Annotated in this window: 19 protein-coding genes; 17 read left to right on the forward strand and 2 right to left on the reverse strand. The window is 41.9% G+C overall.

Annotated elements, in window-relative coordinates; all coding sequences use genetic code 11:
- Positions 1 to 19: 19 nt before the first annotated feature.
- A complete protein-coding gene (locus ACZ47Z_RS06095; protein WP_464525970.1) occupies positions 20 to 1,849 on the forward strand; it encodes an ATP-dependent helicase in 1,830 nt (609 codons plus the stop codon).
- A gap of 35 nt (positions 1,850 to 1,884) precedes the next feature.
- On the opposite strand, the gene ACZ47Z_RS06100 is transcribed toward ACZ47Z_RS06095, so the two are convergent.
- A complete protein-coding gene (locus ACZ47Z_RS06100) occupies positions 1,885 to 2,202 on the reverse strand; it encodes a DUF1292 domain-containing protein (protein ID WP_054752866.1) in 318 nt (105 codons plus the stop codon).
- Positions 2,203 to 2,387: 185 nt separating this feature from the next.
- Between ACZ47Z_RS06100 and ACZ47Z_RS06105 the strand changes: the two genes are divergently transcribed.
- The 9 genes from ACZ47Z_RS06105 (at position 2,388) to ACZ47Z_RS06145 (ending at position 11,814) form a co-directional block, all read left to right on the forward strand.
- Complete coding sequence (locus ACZ47Z_RS06105) at positions 2,388 to 3,389, forward strand: substrate-binding domain-containing protein (RefSeq protein ID WP_464525971.1); 1,002 nt, start codon at positions 2,388 to 2,390, stop codon at positions 3,387 to 3,389.
- Positions 3,390 to 3,419: 30 nt separating this feature from the next.
- Complete coding sequence (locus tag ACZ47Z_RS06110; protein ID WP_117825555.1) at positions 3,420 to 5,261, forward strand: alpha-amylase family glycosyl hydrolase; 1,842 nt, start codon at positions 3,420 to 3,422, stop codon at positions 5,259 to 5,261.
- A complete protein-coding gene (locus ACZ47Z_RS06115) occupies positions 5,258 to 5,788 on the forward strand; it encodes a DUF5662 family protein (protein WP_464525972.1) in 531 nt (176 codons plus the stop codon). The genes ACZ47Z_RS06110 and ACZ47Z_RS06115 overlap by 4 nt, the downstream gene beginning before the upstream one ends.
- Before the next feature lie 21 nt (positions 5,789 to 5,809).
- Positions 5,810 to 6,451: a histidine phosphatase family protein gene (locus ACZ47Z_RS06120; protein ID WP_054752862.1), complete on the forward strand. Its 642-nt coding sequence runs from the start codon at positions 5,810 to 5,812 to the stop codon at positions 6,449 to 6,451.
- 292 nt (positions 6,452 to 6,743) lie between these two features.
- Positions 6,744 to 7,883 (forward strand): recombinase RecA, encoded by a 1,140-nt coding sequence (gene recA, locus ACZ47Z_RS06125; protein WP_015528892.1) that lies wholly within the window; start codon positions 6,744 to 6,746, stop codon positions 7,881 to 7,883.
- A complete protein-coding gene (locus ACZ47Z_RS06130; protein ID WP_020435792.1) occupies positions 7,880 to 8,524 on the forward strand; it encodes a regulatory protein RecX in 645 nt (214 codons plus the stop codon). Before recA ends, ACZ47Z_RS06130 begins: the two co-directional genes overlap by 4 nt.
- A gap of 238 nt (positions 8,525 to 8,762) precedes the next feature.
- Positions 8,763 to 10,316: a ribonuclease Y gene (gene rny / locus ACZ47Z_RS06135; protein WP_054752991.1), complete on the forward strand. Its 1,554-nt coding sequence runs from the start codon at positions 8,763 to 8,765 to the stop codon at positions 10,314 to 10,316.
- Positions 10,317 to 10,608: 292 nt separating this feature from the next.
- On the forward strand, positions 10,609 to 11,148 hold the full coding sequence (locus tag ACZ47Z_RS06140) for an NUDIX hydrolase (RefSeq protein WP_015528893.1): 540 nt from the start codon (positions 10,609 to 10,611) through the stop codon (positions 11,146 to 11,148).
- 123 nt (positions 11,149 to 11,271) lie between these two features.
- Positions 11,272 to 11,814 (forward strand): stage II sporulation protein M, encoded by a 543-nt coding sequence (locus tag ACZ47Z_RS06145; protein ID WP_117890450.1) that lies wholly within the window; start codon positions 11,272 to 11,274, stop codon positions 11,812 to 11,814.
- Here the strand turns inward: ACZ47Z_RS06145 and ACZ47Z_RS06150 are convergent.
- The gene (locus ACZ47Z_RS06150; RefSeq protein ID WP_117890451.1) at positions 11,771 to 13,120 is read right to left on the reverse strand and encodes a polysaccharide biosynthesis protein; all 1,350 of its coding nucleotides are present in this window, start codon (positions 13,118 to 13,120) and stop codon (positions 11,771 to 11,773) included. The two genes, ACZ47Z_RS06145 and ACZ47Z_RS06150, sit on opposite strands and share 44 nt — an antisense overlap.
- A 179-nt stretch (positions 13,121 to 13,299) precedes the next feature.
- Between ACZ47Z_RS06150 and ACZ47Z_RS06155 the strand changes: the two genes are divergently transcribed.
- From ACZ47Z_RS06155 to ACZ47Z_RS06185, 7 genes are all read left to right on the forward strand, one after another.
- On the forward strand, positions 13,300 to 13,761 hold the full coding sequence (locus tag ACZ47Z_RS06155) for an RrF2 family transcriptional regulator (protein WP_054751024.1): 462 nt from the start codon (positions 13,300 to 13,302) through the stop codon (positions 13,759 to 13,761).
- Positions 13,762 to 13,836: 75 nt separating this feature from the next.
- A complete protein-coding gene (gene nifS / locus ACZ47Z_RS06160; RefSeq protein WP_054751025.1) occupies positions 13,837 to 15,027 on the forward strand; it encodes a cysteine desulfurase NifS in 1,191 nt (396 codons plus the stop codon).
- Between the two features lie 73 nt (positions 15,028 to 15,100).
- Positions 15,101 to 15,544, forward strand: coding sequence for a Fe-S cluster assembly scaffold protein NifU (gene nifU / locus ACZ47Z_RS06165; RefSeq protein WP_054751026.1), 444 nt, complete (start codon positions 15,101 to 15,103; stop codon positions 15,542 to 15,544).
- Complete coding sequence (gene mnmA / locus ACZ47Z_RS06170) at positions 15,544 to 16,620, forward strand: tRNA 2-thiouridine(34) synthase MnmA (protein WP_054751027.1); 1,077 nt, start codon at positions 15,544 to 15,546, stop codon at positions 16,618 to 16,620. The genes nifU and mnmA overlap by 1 nt, the downstream gene beginning before the upstream one ends.
- Positions 16,617 to 17,438, forward strand: a complete 822-nt coding sequence (locus ACZ47Z_RS06175; RefSeq protein ID WP_117828191.1) for a histidinol-phosphatase HisJ family protein — start codon at positions 16,617 to 16,619, stop codon at positions 17,436 to 17,438. Before mnmA ends, ACZ47Z_RS06175 begins: the two co-directional genes overlap by 4 nt.
- Before the next feature lie 157 nt (positions 17,439 to 17,595).
- A complete protein-coding gene (gene gap, locus ACZ47Z_RS06180; RefSeq protein WP_015528899.1) occupies positions 17,596 to 18,615 on the forward strand; it encodes a type I glyceraldehyde-3-phosphate dehydrogenase in 1,020 nt (339 codons plus the stop codon).
- 155 nt (positions 18,616 to 18,770) lie between these two features.
- Positions 18,771 to 19,970 (forward strand): phosphoglycerate kinase, encoded by a 1,200-nt coding sequence (locus tag ACZ47Z_RS06185; protein WP_054751028.1) that lies wholly within the window; start codon positions 18,771 to 18,773, stop codon positions 19,968 to 19,970.
- Positions 19,971 to 20,009: the final 39 nt, after the last annotated feature.

Below are 20,009 nucleotides of genomic sequence, written 5' to 3' on the forward strand. Positions count from 1 at the left end.
GACAGCGAAAAGAGGTAGAATGGGATTTAATGAAGCACAGACGCAGGCGATCCAGCACACAGACGGCCCATGTCTTGTACTGGCAGGCCCGGGATCGGGGAAGACGCTTACGATTGTAAACAGAGTAAAATACCTTATAGAGAAACAGAAAGTAAGACCAGAAGAAATTCTGGTCGTTACTTTTACAAGATTTGCAGCGGCGGAGATGAAATCCCGCTTCTGTTTGGTTATGGGCAAAAGAGATCTTCCGGTTACAGTAGGCACATTTCATGGAATCTATTATGGAATCCTGAAATGGGCTTACCGGATGAATCAGGAAAATATTCTTTCAGAGACAGAAAAATATCAGATTTTACGTGGCGTGATTAACAAGGAAAGAATGGAGATCTTTGATGAAGAAGATTTTATTCAGGATATTGCGGCAGAAATTGGAAAAGTGAAGAATAATCGGATTCCGCTGGAAGAATTTGTATCAGAAAAGTGTAGTGCGGATGCTTTTCGCAATATTTACCGTAATTATGAACAGCATAGAAAAGAACTGAAAAAGATTGATTTTGATGATATGCTGGTACTTTGTTATGAATTGTTCCGGTCAAGACCAGATGTACTTGCACAGTGGCAGAAGAAATTCAGATACGTTTTGATTGATGAATTTCAGGATATTAATCGAATTCAGTATGATGTGATCCGCATGCTGGCACAGCCGGAAAATAATTTGTTCGTAGTAGGGGATGACGATCAGGCAATCTACGGATTTCGTGGAGCTGATTCAGAATTGATGCTTGGATTTGGAAAAGATTTCCCTAATGCAAAACAAATTCTGTTGGGAATGAATTACCGTTCGACAGCAAATATCGTACAGAATTCTTTGAAACTGATTGAAAATAATGTGGAGAGATACAGTAAAAAACTGGAAGCAAACCGTGAAGGCGGTTCCTGCCTTCATATTCAGGAAGTGAAAGATCCGGTGGAAGAGGCAGAGTATGTTCTTGAAGAGATACAGAAATGTAAGGAGAATGGCATAAAAGAAGAGGAGATTGCGATTCTGTTCAGGGTTCATACAGATGCGAGAGCAGTGGTAGAAGCAATGGTGGAACGGAAGATCCCGTTTCAGATGAAAGAGCATCTTCCGAATATCTATGAACACTTTATCGCAAAGGATATTATGGCATATTTCCGGCTGGCAACAGGAAAGCGGCGCAGACAGGATTTCTTACAGGTGATGAACCGGCCAAAGCGATATCTTGGAAGAGACAGCGTGTCAGGAAGTCAGGTTTCTTTTGAAGACATGCGGAAGTTCTATTGTGATAAAGACTGGATGATCGACCGGATTGATCAGTTTGAGTGGGATGTTAAGATGCTTATGAAGATGGCTCCATATGCGGCAATCCAGTATATCAGAAAAAGGATTGGTTATGACGATTTTCTGAAAGAGTATGCATTTACACATCAGATAAACAGATCTGATCTGAATGAAGTACTGGCAGAGATCGAAGAGGCGGCGAAAGCATTTTCAAGTGTTGAAGAATGGTTTGCACATGTAGAAGAATATACGGAGACTTTGAAAGTGAAGGAAAAGGAAAGAAACAGACCACGTCCGGGTGTCCGGCTGATGACGATACATGCTTCTAAAGGACTGGAATTCAAGCAGGTATTTCTGATTGCGGCGAATGAAGGAAGGATTCCGTATCAGAAGGCAAAGACAGACAAGGAGATCGAAGAAGAGAGAAGATTATTCTATGTGGCAATGACAAGGGCAAAAGATTTTCTGAAGATCTGTTATGTGAAAATAAAAAACGGGAAAGAAGTTACTCCTTCCCGTTTTGTAGACGAACTATTGAAAAGCTGACCGGATGTCAGTCACTTTGCTGACATCCTCAAGACTTAGTCCTCCAGGTCATCTAATGCATCAAGATCGATATCGCCGAAATCCTGTGTATCCAGCCATTCGTTGAATATAGCGGAAACACGGTCGAACTCTTCATCTTCTTCGATGTTCTCAAGTCCAGGTTCTTCCTCTTCTCCGTTATCAATGAAACGATACAGATAGATCTGACCGTCTGTGTTATCACCGTTTTCGTCCAGTGGAAGAAGTGCGATATACTCCTTTTCATCTGCTTTAAAAATATTGAGAACAGCGCATTCAAGTTCCTCATTATTCTCCAGTGTCAAAGTGACTGTGAGGGATTCGTTTTCGTTCATAATCTTCTCCTTTGAATCTGTGTTGTATTTCATTCCGTATTGACCAGCCAGGTGCTCAAAACGAGAATGATCAGCTATCTTGATGGTAACAAAAAGGGGAGAAAAAAGCAAGATAAGATTGACTTTCGGGTTAAACAAGGTAGAATAAAAGTGTTACTGATAGAAGTGAAAGGATAATAGACAATATGAAGAAAAGATGGATACTGTGTACAGTGGCAGTTGTGTGTATAGCGGCAGCACTGCTTGGATGTGGGAAGAAAAATGTTGGAACACCGGAAGATAATGCAGTAGTAGAAGAGGATGATAAGAAAAATGATAATACAGGGGAAGGTGGCAGACTGTTTGGATTTAGTGGGATTGATATGTCGAATCCTTTTTATGACACATTGAAAAATTCTGTCCAGACAGCATTAGAGGCTCAAGGTGACCGTCTGATGGTTCGTGATCCGGCATCAGATGCTGATTTGCAGAATGAACAGATTCGGGAGTTGATCAACGAAGGGGTACAGGCAGTATTTCTTTGTCCGGTAGATTGGGAGAAAATCACTCCCGCACTTGAAGCCTTAAAAGAGGCAGATATTCCGGTGATCAATCTTGATACAGAAGTAAAAGAGACAAGCCTTGTATCTGCATTTGTAGGGTCAGATAATGAGAATGCGGGATATGTGTGCGGGCAGGATCTTCTGGTCCAGAAACCAGATGGCGGCAAAATTGTGATTGTGGAAAGCCCTGGGGTGAACTCAGTGAATGAGAGAATTACCGGATTTGAAGAGGCTATAACAAACAGTGGGTTTGAAGTGGTAAAGAGAATTGAAGCATTGGGAGACAGCAGCAATGTGAAGGACGAGATGACACAGGTTCTGAGCGAAAACAGCGAGATTGATGCTGTAATGTGTGGCAGTGATCCGATGGCAGAACAGGTAATGGCGGCGATCACAGAAGCGCAGAGAACAAATATCTGTGTGTACAGTGTGGATGGTTCCCCGGCGACAAAAACAGCACTGATGAATGGCACTGGAGGAATGACCGGAATTGGAGCACAGTCCCCAATCAATATGGGAAAGACAGCAGTAAAGGTAGCGACAGCATTACTGGCAGACAAGGATTACGAGAAGGAAAATTATGAGGAAACTTTCTTTATAAATCGTGATAATGTTGAAATGTACGGAACAGATGGATGGCAGTAATTTATTGATTGCTCAAGAAAGGGGTTAACTATGAGGAAGATAAAGGGGAGTCCGCAGCCATTTGGAGTGGATATCAAAGGCAAAAATATAAATTTTGCCGTTCAGGTAGCAAAAGGGAAGACATGTGAACTTTTACTGTATAAGAGAGGGAAAGAAGTTCCGGAATATCAGTTTGATATGCCGGAGGAAGAAGGCGTTGGAGAAGTACGTTTCTTATCTGTTGAAGGTCTGAAAGCAGATCGATATGAATACAATTTTCTGATTGATGGGAAAGTATGTGTGGATCCATATGTAAAAGAACTTGCAGGAAAAGAGAAGTTTGGTGTAGAACGGAAACTTCAGGAACATCAGATCCGTGGGAAAATTGTTTCAATGGAGGACTATGACTGGCAGGAGGATCAGCGTCTACATCTTCCATGGGAAGATGTAGTGGCTTATGGTTTGCATGTGCGTGGATTTACAAAACATTCTTCTTCGAAAGTGGTGCATAAGGGAACATTCCAGGGGGTTGTTGAAAAACTGGATTATTTAAAAGAACTTGGAGTCAACCAGATTCAGTGTATGCCGGTCTATGAATTTGAAGAGTGCGGAAAAACAAAAGTGAACTATTGGGGATATGGTAAAGGTTTTTATTTTGCCCCTAAAAAAGCCTATGCATATGGGAAAAGTGCAGTTCGTGAGTTGAAAGATATGGTGCGAGCATGTCATAGTCAGGGCATAGAAGTTGTACTGGAGATGCCATTTGTTCCGGGAATATCAGCAAATTATGTAACGGAATGTCTACGCTTTTATATGCTGGAGTATCATGTGGATGGATTTGTTCTGAATCCTTATAACGTACCGTGGGAGCAGCTGATAGAAGATCCGTTTTTGAAAGATATCAAGCTGATGCAGAAAGATGATGGTTTCCAGAATGTAATGCGTCGCTTCTTAAAAGGTGACGAGAATATGGTCAATGATGTCATCTGGGCATTGAAAAATCGTTCATCGGAAAATGGAAAATGCAATTATATTACAACACAGACAGGATTTACGTTATGGGATTTAGTGTCTTATGATTGTAAACATAACGAAGAAAACGGTGAGAAGAACCTGGATGGACCAGATTATAATTACAGTTGGAACTGCGGAGCTGAAGGACCGAGCAGAAAACGCGCAGTTGTCAATCTTAGAAAGAATCAGGTGAAGAATGCATTAGAACTCCTGTTGACGGCTCAGGGAACTCCATGCCTCCTTGCAGGAGATGAATTCTGTAATTCGCAGAGAGGAAATAACAATGCATATTGTCAGGATAACGAGACAGGATGGGTGAACTGGACACAGTTGAAGAAAGATGACTGGCTGTTTCAGTATACAAAGAAACTAATCGGGCTGAGAAAAGAACATCGTTGTCTCCACCAGAGTACAGCACTATCCGGAATGGATACCACGAGATGTGGCATACCGGACGTATCCTACCATGGAGAAAATGCATGGCAGGTAAAAGCAGAAGTTTCCAGCCGTCAGTTAGGTGTCTTGTATTCAGGAACGAAAGAAGGGGAGTTCCCTTGTTTTATAGCATATAATATGCATTGGCTGCCGCATCACTTCGCAATACCATCGATTGGAAAGAACGTAGAATGGTATCTTGTTATGACTACAAAAGATGGCGTGCTTTGTGAAGCGAAAAAGCTGGAAAATCAGAAAGATGTATTACTGGAAGAACGTAGCGTAGCAATTCTGGTTGGACGCAGGATAGAGGAAAAGAAGAGTCGTTCAGAAAAGAAATCGATTCATACAGCTAAGACGCAGAATGTAAATAAAATAGAAAAACGGCAGGGAGCAGAAGAACTTTGTAAAGAAGAACAGCCGGCCAGAGAGGGAAAAGTATGAAGGCATTTGCACATTTTTGTACCATAACAAAACACAAAAAATTGGTTTTAAAAGAGTGTTTTCGTGTTGGGTTGTACAAACAGGGACTGCTCCATGATATGTCAAAATACAGTTGGACAGAATTCCGTGTGGGATGCAGATACTATCAGGGGACAAGAAGCCCTAATAATGCCGAATGGGAAGAAAAGGGGTATTCTTCCGCATGGCTCCACCACAAAGGCAGGAACAAACACCATTATGAATACTGGATTGATTATAGTCTGGAGGGACCGAACCTTCTGGCGGGAATGAAGATGCCGGTGAGATATGTAGTAGAGATGTTTCTTGACCGCATTGCAGCAAGTAAAGTGTATCTCGGGGATGCATATACCTCTGATGCACCGCTTGCTTATTATGAAAACGGGCGTGCAGATGAGCTGATGCATAAAGATACAAGAGAATTATTAGAAAAACTGCTTCATATGCTTGCAGAAGAAGGCGAGGAAACTACTTACAGATATATCAGGAGAGAAGTATTAAAAAGATAAGAAGAGGGAGTGTAGGCAGCAGTGAGGCTATATATTGTGCGTCATGGAGAGACGGATTGGAACAAGAAAAAACTGGTACAGGGACGAAAGGATATTCCCTTAAATGAATATGGGCGTCATCTTGCCCTGGAAACTTCTTATGGGATGAGACAATACCAGATTGATCTGGCTTATACAAGTCCCTTACGGCGTGCAAAAGAAACGGCAGAGATTCTTCTTGAAGGACGCAACATTCCGCTTTATGAAGATCAGAGAATCCAGGAAATTTCTTTTGGCTCGTATGAGGGAATGTCTTGTGTAGATAAGACGAAAGAAGAGAATCTTGCATTCCAGAAATTCTTTCAGGATACGGGAAATTATATTCCGCCGGAAGATGCTGAAAGTGTAGAACAACTTTATGAAAGAACCGGAGATTTCTTAAAGAGTCTTGAAGAGAGTAAGAAGCTGAAGGATAAGAATCTTTTGATTTCTACTCATGGTGCTGCGATGACAGCAATGCTGAACAGGATGAGAGGCAGTCTTTCAGTAGAGCATTTCTGGAAAAATGAAGTACCGCCAAATTGTTCTGTTACGATTGCGGAACTTGAAGGCAGTGGATTCAAAATTATCCAGGAAGGAATTATCTTTTATAAAGAAGAAGTGAAACACTGGAAAGCAGTGTAGTATAAAAGGCAGAATGTAAGTGCTGTGGTACTTGCATTCTGCCTTTCCTTATGCTATTCTTTAGTTGTCTGGCCGGCAGATCCTTAAGCCGGCAATGATTCACATGAACTTCAATTCTTCTGTTTCAGGAAGAGGATTCCATGGTATATCGTATTATTGCAACAAAATTAAGGGGAAGAATTATTGTTGACATTTTGAAAGAAGTATAATAAAATCTATTCATAGACGAACAACTGTTCGAAAAAGAGAGAATGGGTTTTATACACTAAGAGAGATAGAGAAGGAGAAAATTATGGCAGGCAAAGAGAGTGTTACAAAGCTGGCAAATAACGAAGAGAAGAAGAAAGCACTGGATGCAGCGATCGCAAAGCTGGAGAAAGATTTTGGTAAGGGTGCAGTGATGCGGCTGGGAGAATCAGGGGCACATGTAGCTGTAGAGACAGTTCCTACTGGATGTCTGAGTCTTGATCTGGCACTTGGACTTGGCGGTGTGCCAAAGGGACGTGTGATCGAGGTTTATGGTCCTGAATCAAGTGGTAAGACAACTGTCGCACTTCATATGATTTCTGAGGTTCAGAAGAGAGGCGGAATTGCCGGATTTATCGATGCAGAGCATGCACTGGATCCTGTATACGCAAAGAATATCGGAGTAGATATTGATGAACTCTATATTTCACAGCCTGACAGTGGAGATCAGGCCCTTGAAATTGCAGAAACAATGGTACGTTCAGGGGCGATTGATATTATTGTCATTGACTCTGTAGCTGCACTTGTTCCAAAGCAGGAGATCGAAGGGGATATGGGAGACAGTCATGTTGGTCTGCAGGCAAGATTGATGTCGCAGGCATTGAGAAAACTGACACCGGTTATCAGCAAGTCAAACTGTATTGTGATCTTTATTAACCAGTTACGTGAGAAAGTTGGAGTAATGTTTGGAAATCCAGAGACAACGACAGGAGGACGTGCGCTGAAATTCTATGCATCTGTGCGTATGGATGTCAGAAGAATCGAGACCTTAAAGCAGAGTGGAGAGATGGTAGGAAACCGTACAAGAATCCGTATTGTGAAGAATAAGATTGCTCCGCCGTTCAAAGAAGCGGAATTTGATATTATGTTTGGAAAAGGTATTTCCCGTGCAGGAGATATTCTTGATCTCGCAACCAATATTGATCTTGTGAAGAAGAGCGGTGCGTGGTATGCATATGAGGGAGAGAAGATTGGCCAGGGAAGAGAGAATGCAAAGGCATATCTGGAATCACATCCGGAAGTGATGGAGACACTGGATCAGAAGGTGAGAGCACATTATGCATTATCCGGATCAGAAGAAGCAGAGAATGAGCTTCCAGATGCTGAGAAGAAGACAGGGGCATCAAGTGATCTGAAGCTGACACCGGCTTCTAAAGTGGCTGATGAGGCAGAAAAGAAAGAATGATTGTTACTGGGATAGAAGAGCAGACAAAGACGAAGTTTAAAGTATATCTGGATGGAACATTTGCATTTGTGCTTTATAAAGGTGAGTTGAAGCGTTTTGGTATAAAGCAGGGAGAAGATCTCGCGCAGGAAAATTATGAAAAGATTCAGAATGAGGTACTGTTGAAACGCGCAAAGAAGAGAGCAATGCATTTGCTGGAGGATATGGATCGTACTGAGTCTGCATTAAGGGAAAAACTGAAGGCGGGACAATATCCGGAGAATGCAATCAGCGGAGCAATTGAATATGTGAGATCTTTTGGATATCTGGATGATGCAAGATATGCGGAAAATTTTGTTATGAGTCGCAAAGATACTAAAAGCAAACGGGAAATTAAGGCACTGCTGTCGCAGAAGGGAGTTTCTGATGATTTGATCTGTCTGGCTTTTGAACAGTGCTATAGTGAAGATTCTGAGGAAGAGGCAATCCGAAGGATACTGCGAAAAAAGAAGGTTGATCCGGAAAGAATGGAAGAGCAGGAATATCAAAAGATATTAGGATATCTTGCGCGAAAAGGATTTCGTTATGAGGTGATCCGCCATGTTATATCAGATTATGATAAACAGAGTAACTGTACACTCCCGTGTCAATCACTTCGCTGATTGACACGGAGGATGTGTGTTTTGACTTGAATGCATCTCGCCCCATCGCCAAAGGCGATTTAAAATGGCGAGATGCGTTGCTGGTCGCACATTGTGTGAACAGTAACCCGGGTTGTGTCATGTGATACAAAATAATAATTACAATGCTTGACATTGTTGTTGAAACAGTATAAAATTTAAGTGTTGTATTTGAGTAATATGTACAATGAAAATCGAATAAGGAGGTGCTCCTGTGCAGATAAGTCTAGGTTTATTTATAGGCGTTGCCGTGGCCCTCGCGTTGATAGTCGGAATCATTACTCACTTTGTTACAGTTTCCAATCTGAGAAAGAATGCGGAAAGCAAGATTGGGAATGCAGAAGCAAAAGCAAGAGAAATCATTGACGATGCTGTAAAGACTGCAGAGACGACGAAGAAGGAATCTCTTTTGGAAGTAAAGGAAGAGTCCATCAGGACAAAGAATGAACTTGAGAAAGAGACGAAAGAAAGAAGAGCGGAGTTACAGCGTTATGAGAAGCGTGTACTCGCGAAGGAAGAATCGGTCGACAAACGGTCAGATGTACTGGAACATCGTGAGAACAAACTGACAGCGAAGGAAGAACATCTTCGCCAGCGTGAAGCCAAAGTAGAAGAACTTAGCCAGAAACGTGTGCAGGAACTGGAACGAATCTCAGGACTTACCTCCGAACAGGCAAAAGAATATCTGTTAAAAACTGTTGAAGATGACGTCAAGCATGACACAGCCAAGATGGTCAGAGAACTGGAAACTCAGGCAAAGGAAGAGGCTGACAAGAAAGCAAAAGAGTATGTTGTGAATGCAATTCAGAGATGTGCAGCAGATCATGTTGCAGAGACTACAATTTCTGTAGTTCAGCTTCCAAGTGATGAGATGAAAGGAAGAATTATCGGTAGAGAAGGAAGAAATATCAGAACACTGGAAACATTAACCGGTGTGGAACTGATTATTGATGATACTCCGGAAGCGGTTGTATTATCAGGGTTTGACCCAATCCGCCGAGAAGTTGCAAGAATTGCACTTGAGCGTCTGATTGTGGATGGACGTATTCATCCGGCAAGAATTGAGGAGATGGTTGAAAAAGCTCAGAAAGAAGTGGATACAATGATCCGCGAGGAAGGAGAAGCTGCGGCTCTTGACGTTGGAGTTACAGGAATTCATCCGGAGTTGATCCGTCTTCTTGGACGTATGAAGTTCAGAACAAGCTATGGACAGAATGCATTGAAGCATTCAATCGAAGTAGCTCAGTTATCAGGTCTCATTGCAGGAGAAATCGGACTGGATGTCAGACTTGCAAAACGTGCAGGACTTCTTCATGATATTGGTAAATCAATTGATCATGATGTAGAAGGATCACATATTCAGATTGGTTCAGATCTTTGTAGAAAATACAAAGAATCAGCAACCATTATTAATGCTGTGGAGGCACATCATGGTGATGTGGAGCCGCAGAGTCTAATTGCTTGTGTTGTTCAGGCAGCGGATACTATTTCAGCTGCAAGACCGGGAGCAAGAAGAGAAACCATCGAGACATATACAAACAGATTGAAACAGTTAGAAGATATTACCAACCAGTTTAAAGGTGTAGATAAGTCTTTTGCCATTCAGGCAGGTAGAGAGATTCGTGTTATGGTAGTTCCGGAGCAGGTATCTGACGATGATATGGTGCTTTTAGCAAGGGATATTGCAAAACAGATTGAGTTTGAATTAGAATATCCTGGACAGATTAAAGTAAATGTTATTCGTGAGTCACGAGCAACAGATTACGCAAAATAAGAGAATCATAACAGAAGATGAAAGTTGGCCCTTGTCGAAAGACAGGGGCTTTTAGTTTACTGAGAAAGCTATTACAGGTAAGCGTAAAATTCTTGTTACTGTTCACTCCCGTGTCAATCACTACGCTGATTGACACGGAGGATGCGTGTTTTGACTTGAATGCATCTCGCCCCATCGCCAAAGGCGATTTAAAATGGCGAGATGCGTTGCTGGTCGCACATCGTGTGAACAGTAACAAAGTCTTTGATATAGAATGCATACGGTGATGTAAGGTAAAAGAAGGGAGAACGGAATGAGCGAGAAGATTAAAAGAATTAACAGAGAATTGAAATTTAAAGGAAAGATTCTTGATTTTTATCAGGACACGATAGAAGTGGACGGGGATCATACCGTAGTATGGGATTTTATAGGTCATAAAGGAGCAGCAGCGGTAGTTCCGGTTACAGCAGATGGTAAGATTTTGATGGTGAGACAGTATAGAAATGCGCTGGATCGATATACATTGGAGATTCCGGCAGGAGCACTTGATGAAGTGGGAGAACCTGGTATAGAGTGTGCTTCCCGTGAATTAGAGGAAGAGACAGGGTATCGCAGCGAGAATCTGGAGTGGCTGATCACTTTACGGACAACAGTAGCATTTTGTAACGAACGGATTGAAGTTTATGTGGCACATGATCTGATACCGTCAAAACAGCATTTGGATGAAGATGAATTTATTGAACTTGGCGCTTATACAATAGAAGAATTGAAGGAAAAGATCTTTTCAGGTGAGATTGAAGATGCGAAGACAGTTTCTTCTTTGATGGCTTATGCTGTAAAGTATGGAAAATGATTGAATGCCGACAATAAGTAGCATCGCTGCCGCATGAGAAAAACCAGACACTCATATAATGGTGTGGAAGATTGAGGATAAAAATATATCCGCAGAACATTTTATAGGGTGGGAGGAATACTGGTGAAGGCATTTCGTACAGGACATTACTTTCTGGCTCTGTTTTTTACAGGCTTTTTGACAGGAATCTTGATTGTCAATTATATATGGGGAGAACAGCTGAGCCTGATCGGAACTTTTACAGAAGTTTATCTTATGAGATTAAAGAATGAGAAGATATCTTTTCAACAGTACATTTGGTATTTGATTCAGGTACGGGGAATTTTTTTCCTGATGCTGTTTTTGGCGATGGGAATCCGGATCAGAAAAATTGTGGCAGCGTTTTTTCTTCTGTGGACCGGGATGTCAGGAGGAATTTTACTGTCAGAGGCAGTGGCAGAATTAGGAATGAAGGGAAGTATTCTTTGTGTGGCAGGACTATTTCCACAGTTCCTTTTTTATGTTCCGGCAGTTCTTGTGCTTTTGCGCTTTTGTTGGAACTATCCACAGAATCAGTGGAACAGGCAAAAAACGTTCTTTGTATGCGGTTTGTTTTTGATTGGGATTTTTTCAGAATCCTGTCTTAATCCGTGGCTGATTCAAAAGATTGTAAATATTCTTTTTTGATTTCGTGGGAAAGTGTGAGTAATGCAACGAGGCAGACAGTTGATTGACTGATGAAAAGTCCCCATAGGTATCCTGTGATTCCATAGTGCGGGATTCCGAAATATACACTAAGAATGCGGATGGATAATCCAAGAAGATTGATCATCAGCGTCAGGGCTGTAAGTCCCAGTCCATTGATTGCACTGAGAAGAGCGGAACTTGTGTACAGGAAAGGGCAGATCCAGGCAAGCGTTATGATGAAATTGCCGGCTAAAGTACTGTGAAACAGGAAGTTTCCGAGGAAAGATCCAGTAAGAAGAAAGAAGACAGAACACAGAAGACCAAGGGAGAAACATCCTCCGGCAGCCTTTTTTATAAGGAGAAATGTCTCTTTTGAAGAGTTTTCAGCTTGCTTTTGTGCGACTGCTGGAATTAAAAGCAGGCTGACTGAGTTAGTGAGTGCACAGGGAAAAAGGATACATGGTAATGCCATTCCGGTCAGTACTCCATAAATACTGAGAGCTTCGGAAGCGCTGTGAGATGCAAGCTCAAGGCAGACAGGGATTGAAGCTGCTTCAATTCCCTGCAAGAATGTAATTGCTGTGCGATTAACTGTCAATGGAACAGAGAGGCGTAGCAATTCAGAACAAGATTTTGAGATAGAAAGAATATATGGAGAATCGGCATCAAAACCCTTCTTCTTCAGTGAAAAAAGCGAGTAGCCTGCTGCTGCAAGTTCTCCGAAAATAATACCTGATACAGCCAATGGAATCTCAGGGTGAACTCCACGGTGTATAAAAATAAAATATAAAACAAAAACAGAAGAAATTCGAACAAATTGCTCGATTAACTGTGAAATAGCCGGGACAGAGGTTCTTTGCAGACCATAGTGATAACCACAGATACAACTGTGGACAGAAGCCGCTGGAAGTGCAAGAACGATCAGATATAATAGTGTTGCACATCTTGGATCTCCAAGAAAACGATTTGAAAGAAAAACGGAATTCTTCTGTACCAGAAAAGTACAAATCAGAGAAATCAGAACAGAAAGAATCAGACCTGTCTGGAAAATCAACTTTCCGTCCTGCGTTCGGCCAAGGGAGTGAAAGCGAGAGACACTTCTGGAAATGGCAGTTTCAAGACCTGAAGTACTCAAAGACAGGCAGAGTGCGTAGAAAGGGAAAATTAACTGATAAAGTCCGACCTGTTCTTCTCCAAAGGTATGGCTTAAGAAAATACGGAAAAAGAATCCGAGAATGCGGCTTACAAGACCGGCAGATGTGAGAATCAGTGTTCCTTTAATCAAAGAATGTTTTTTTCTAAACATAATACCCTCATGTCAAGATGATTGCTGCCACGTGCAACGCGGACAGTAACCAGAAATGAACTTATTTTTAAACAACATATTCAAGAAACATCCTTGACAGAACGTAAGACTGGTGATATCCTACAAAAGGAAACCCTAGCATAATACTAGGAAAAGGAAAAGAAAAAGAAGGTGAAGATGTGAAACTGTCAACAAAGGGGAAATACGGATTGCGTGCCTTGATCGATCTGGCCCAATACAGTGAAGATTCTCCGGTTTCCATCACAAGTATTGCAAGACGTCAGGATATTTCAGAACGATATCTGGAACAATTGATGTCGAAGCTGAAAAAAGCAGGATTTGTCAAGAGTATCCGAGGTGCAAATGGTGGATATGTCTTAGCAAAGGAAGCAAAAGATATTTCTGTAGGAGATGTGCTTCGTGCACTGGAAGGAAATCTTGAACCAGTAGAATGCGCCGGACTTGATCCGGAAGGAGAATGCAAAGGTGCGGACAGCTGTGTGACAAAGTATGTGTGGAAACGAATCAATGATAGTATTAACCAGACAGTAGATGAAATCTGGCTGAACCAACTGGTGACAGAAAGTAAATGTCTTGGACATACAGACAATCATTTGGATTATACAAAGTGTAAAAACTGAAAAGAATCATTGTCTACAATTATTTGTGAACAGTAAGAAAACAAAGTAGATAAAATAAAAGTGAGGTAACAGGTAATGGGAAAATTAATTTATCTTGATAATGCAGCAACAACAAAGACAGCACCGGAAGTTGTGGATGCGATGCTCCCATATTTTACAGAGCATTTTGGCAACCCATCCAGTGTTTATGGTTTTGCGGCTGCGAATAAAGAAGTGATCACAAAACAGAGAGAAATCATAGCAAAAGCACTTGGTGCGAAGACAGAGGAGATTTATTTCACAGCTGGTGGTTCTGAATCTGATAACTGGGCGCTGAAAGCTACAGCTGAGGCTTATGAATCAAAGGGAAAACATATCATTACAACAAAGATTGAACATCATGCAATCCTTCATACAGGAGAATATCTCCAGAAGAGAGGATATGAAGTGACTTATCTGGATGTAGATGAGAATGGTATTGTCAGTCCGGAAGCTGTTGAAGCAGCGATCCGTCCGGATACAATTCTGGTCAGCGTAATGTTTGCAAACAATGAGATCGGAAGTATTCAGCCAATCAAAGAAATCGGAGAGATTGCACACAAACATGGAGTACTTTTCCATACAGATGCTGTCCAGGCGTTTGGTCAGGTACCGATCAATGTAGATGAGATGAATATTGATATGCTCAGTTCCAGTGGACATAAACTGAACGGACCAAAGGGAATCGGTTTCCTTTATATCAGAAAAGGTGTGAAGATCCGCTCCTTCGTCCATGGTGGAGCACAGGAGAGAAAGCGCCGTGCAGGAACAGAGAATGTACCTGGAATCGTTGGACTTGGAAAAGCAGTTGAACTTGCAATGGCTTCTATGGATCAGAGAATGAAACAGGAGACAGAACTCCGCGATTATGCAATCTCCAGAATTGAGAAAGAGATTCCATATTGCAGACTGAACGGAGACCGTGTGAAACGTCTTCCGAATAACATTAACTTCAGCTTCCAGTTTGTAGAGGGTGAATCCCTCCTGATCATGCTGGATATGAAAGGAATCTGTGCATCCAGTGGTTCAGCTTGTACATCAGGCTCTCTGGATCCATCCCATGTCCTTCTTGCAATCGGACTGCCGCATGAGATCGCACATGGTTCCCTTCGTATGACACTTGGAGCTGATATAACAAAAGAAGATATCGACTATACAGTAGATCAGCTTAAAGAGATTGTTGCACATCTGCGCAGTATGTCTCCACTCTACGAAGATTTTATAAAAAAGCAGCAGAAGAATGCATAAGCCAGAATGACTTAAAAGAAAAATACAAACTAATTTTTGAATAAAAAGATAAACAAAATGGAGGAATTATATAATGTATACAGAAAAGGTAATGGATCATTTTCAGCATCCAAGAAATGTAGGAGAGATTGAGAACGCCAGCGGTGTAGGAACAGTTGGAAATGCAAAATGTGGAGATATCATGAGAATCTATCTTGACATTGATGACAACCAGATCATCCGCGATGTGAAATTCAAAACATTCGGATGTGGAGCAGCTGTTGCAACTTCCAGTATGGCAACAGAGATGGTTAAAGGGAAAAGCATTCAGGAAGCAATGGAAGTAACAAACAAAGCCGTTATGGAAGCTCTTGACGGACTTCCACCGGTAAAAGTTCACTGCTCTCTGCTTGCAGAAGAGGCAATCCATGCAGCACTCTGGGATTATGCAGAGAAACATGGGATTAAGATTGAAGGCCTGAAGAAACCAAAGTCAGATATTCACGAAGGTGAAGAAGCAGAGGAAGAGGAATATTAATGAGCAAAGGCAAAGTTGTTGTAGGTATGTCCGGAGGAGTTGACTCCTCTGTGGCAGCCTGGCTTTTAAAAGAACAAGGCTATGATGTGATCGGTGTGACAATGCAGATTTGGCAGGATGAGGAAAATGAAGTTCAAGAAGAAAACGGCGGCTGTTGTGGGCTCAGTGCGGTAGACGATGCAAGACGTGTTGCATCGTCTATTGGTATTCCGTATTATGTGATGAATTTTAAACAGGAATTCCAGAAAAATGTAATTGATTACTTTACAAAAGAATACCTGAACGGAAGAACACCTAATCCATGTATTGCCTGTAACCGCTATGTGAAATGGGAAGCTCTTTTGCAGAGAAGTCTTTCAATTGGAGCAGATTATATTGCAACAGGACATTATGCAAGGATTGATAAGCTCCCGAACGGAAGATATGCAATCCGCAGATCTGCAACGCTTGCGAAAGACCAGACTTATGCACTTTATAATCTGACACAGGAACAGCTGGAACATACATTGATGCCGGTTGGAAATTATTCAAAAGATCAGATCCGTGAGATGGCAGAAAAAATCGGACTGCAGGTGGCAAATAAACCGGATAGTCAGGATATCTGTTTTGTTCCGGATGGAGACTATGCATCTTTTATTGAAGAAAACGCAGATGCTCCGATTCGTCAGGGAAATTTCGTGACACCGGATGGGAAGATCCTTGGAAAACACAAAGGAATCATTCATTATACAGTAGGACAGCGTAAAGGACTTGGGCTTGCATTAGGGTATCCTGCATTTGTACTGGAGATACGTCCGGAGACAGATGAAGTTGTAATCGGAACGTATGAAGAATCATTGACGCATACACTGCGTGCCAATGAGTTGAATTTTATGAGCGTGGAAGATCTTACAGAACCGAAGCGTGTGTTTGCAAAGATTCGTTATAACCACAAAGGAGCCTGGTGTACCGTGGAGAAGACAGGAGAAGATGAGATTACCTGTATATTCGATGAACCAATCCGTGCAGTAACACCGGGACAGGCAGTTGTTCTGTATGATGGAGAATATGTATTAGGAGGCGGCACAATATTATGATAAGATGTGATGCCCACATGCATACAAGGTTTTCTGAGGATAGTGATGCATCCGTACATTCTATGCTTGATGCAGCAATAGAAAGGGGAATGGAAGCAGTCTGTATTACAGATCATCTGGATAAAGATTTCCCGCAGACTCCGGATTTTCCGGCAGGAGCATTTCTGTTTGATCTGGGAAACTATTTTCAGAGGTTGACACAGTTAAAAGAAGAATATCAGAAGAAACTGGAAGTCCGAATCGGTGTAGAGATCGGACTTCAGCCGCATCTGGGGGAATATTACCGGAATCTGACAGAGAAATATCCATTTGATTTTGTGATAGGATCAGTGCATCTGATTCATGGACAGGATCCGTATTATAGAACTTTTTTTGAAGGTCGAAGTGATGAGGAAGCTTATCAGGAAGCTTTTCAGGTGACGATAGAGAATTTGAAAAAGGTAAATTCTTTTGACAGCCTGGGACATCTGGACTACGTTGTCCGTTATGGAACGCATCAGGCGGAGGAATATTCCTATAAAAAGTATGCGGAAGAGATCGACGAAATTCTGAAAATTCTGATTGCACAGGGAAAAGGACTTGAGATGAATATGGCCGGGATGAAGTATGGGCTTGTATTTCCGAACCCACATCCGGATGTGATCAGAAGATATAGAGAACTCGGTGGTGAAATTGTCACAATTGGTGCAGATGCACACCGTCCGGAACATGTCGCTTTTGACTTTGACAAGGCTGGCGAGATACTTATAAGCTGTGGTTTTAGTTATTATGCAGAATTTAAGGGGCGGAAACCGATATTTAAGAGAATTGTTCCATAAAAATCGAATTATATGGATTTAAGGGTTGAATTTTTGTTTCTGTTTTAGTACAATGAATCTAGTTGATGAATATTTAACAATTATCGCTTTGTTAAATTCATCGCCATGGCTGGAGATACAGTCATAAATTTTTTAAACTTTTTAGGAGGAATTAATCATGGCAGTAAAAGTAGCGATTAATGGTTTTGGACGTATCGGACGTCTTGCTTTCAGACAGATGTTCGGAGCAGAAGGATATGAGGTAGTAGCAATCAACGACCTTACATCTCCTAAGATGCTTGCTCACTTATTAAAATATGACTCAACTCAGGGAACATACGCTCTTGCAGATACAGTAGAGGCAGGAGAGGATTCCATCACAGTTGACGGAAAAGAGATCAAGATCTACGCAAAAGCTAACGCAGCTGAGCTTCCTTGGGGAGAAATCGGTGTTGACGTTGTTCTGGAGTGTACAGGATTCTACACATCCAAAGCAAAAGCTCAGGCTCACATCGATGCAGGTGCTAAGAAAGTAGTTATTTCTGCTCCAGCTGGAAATGACCTTCCGACAATCGTTTACAATGTAAACCACGAGACACTTTCAAAAGATGAGAACATCATCTCTGCAGCTTCTTGTACAACAAACTGCCTGGCTCCGATGGCAAAAGCTCTTAACGACCTTGCAGCAATCAAGTCCGGTATCATGTGTACAATCCACGCTTACACAGGAGATCAGATGACACTTGATGGACCGCAGAGAAAAGGTGATCTTAGAAGATCTCGTGCAGCTGCAGTTAACATCGTACCAAACAGCACAGGTGCTGCTAAAGCAATCGGTCTTGTTATCCCAGAACTGAACGGAAAACTTATCGGATCTGCTCAGCGTGTTCCTACACCAACAGGTTCTACAACAATCCTTACAGCAGTAGTTGACGGAGAAGTTACAGTTGATCAGATCAACGAGGCTATGAAGGCTGCTTCCAACGAGTCCTTTGGATACAACACAGATCAGATCGTATCCAGCGATATCGTAGGAATGAGATATGGTTCACTGTTTGATGCTACTCAGACAATGGCTCTTCCAGTTGGCGATGGTACAACAGAGGTTCAGGTTGTTTCATGGTATGACAACGAGAACTCTTACACAAGCCAGATGGTAAGAACAATCAAATACTTTGGAAAACTTCTTGAGGCTTAATTCTTTTTGAGGAATTAGAATCTCAGAGATTTATCTGAATTATTGACTCACAATGGGGTCCGGTCTTATTGTAGGACCGGACCCCATTTTCTTTGTGCAGAACAGATTCTGCACGTGAAAGTGACAGGAAATAGAAATACAGGAGGCTATGAAAAATGGCAGCACTTAATAAAAAATCCGTAGATGATATCAATGTAAAAGGAAAAAGAGTTCTTGTAAGATGTGACTTCAACGTACCGCTTCAGGATGGAAAGATCACAGATGAGAACCGTATCGTGGCAGCTCTTCCTACAATCAAGAAGCTGATCGCTGATGGTGGCAAAGTAATTCTTTGCTCCCATCTTGGAAAACCGAAGGGAGAGCCGAAACCGGAACTTTCACTTGCACCGGTAGCAGTAAGACTTTCCGAGCTCCTTGGACAGGAAGTAAAATTTGCAGCTGATCCGGAAGTTGTAGGACCGAACGCAAAAGCAGCTGTTGAAGCTATGAAAGATGGAGATGTTATCCTTCTTGAAAATACACGTTACAGAGCAGAAGAGACAAAGAATGGTGAAGCATTCAGCAAAGACCTTGCTTCTCTTTGCGATGTATTTGTAAACGATGCATTCGGAACAGCTCATAGAGCACACTGCTCTAACGTAGGTGTTACACAGTTTGTTGACACAGCAGTTGTTGGATATCTTATGCAGAAAGAAATCGATTTCCTTGGAAACGCAGTAGAGAATCCGGAAAGACCATTCGTTGCAATCCTTGGAGGATCTAAAGTATCCAGTAAGATTTCCGTAATCAACAACCTTCTTGACAAAGTTGACACACTGATCATTGGTGGCGGAATGTGCTATACATTTACAAAAGCTCAGGGCGGTAATGTAGGAAATTCCCTTCTTGAGGAAGATTACTTACAGTATGCACTTGACATGGTTAAGAAAGCAGAGGAGAAAGGTGTTAAACTTCTTCTTCCAGTAGATGCTGTTGCAGCAGATGCTTTCTCTAACGATGCAAATACAAAAGTTGTAGCTCAGAACGAGATCCCGGACGGATGGATGGGTCTTGATATCGGACCTAAGACAGCTGAGATGTTCGCTGATGCTGTTAAATCTGCGAAGACAGTTGTATGGAACGGACCAATGGGATGCTTCGAGATGCCAAAATTCGCTGATGGAACAAAGGCAGTCGCAGAAGCACTTGCCAACACAGATGCTGTAACAATCATCGGTGGTGGAGATTCTGCAGCAGCTGTTAACCAGCTTGGATATGGTGACAAGATGACACATATCTCTACAGGTGGTGGAGCTTCTCTTGAATTCCTCGAAGGAAAAGAACTTCCGGGAGTAGCGGCAGCTAACGATAAATAATAAGAATCTGTAATTACAGATCAGAAGAAACCCGTGTTG

It is taken from the genome of Mediterraneibacter faecis, assembly GCF_055383675.1.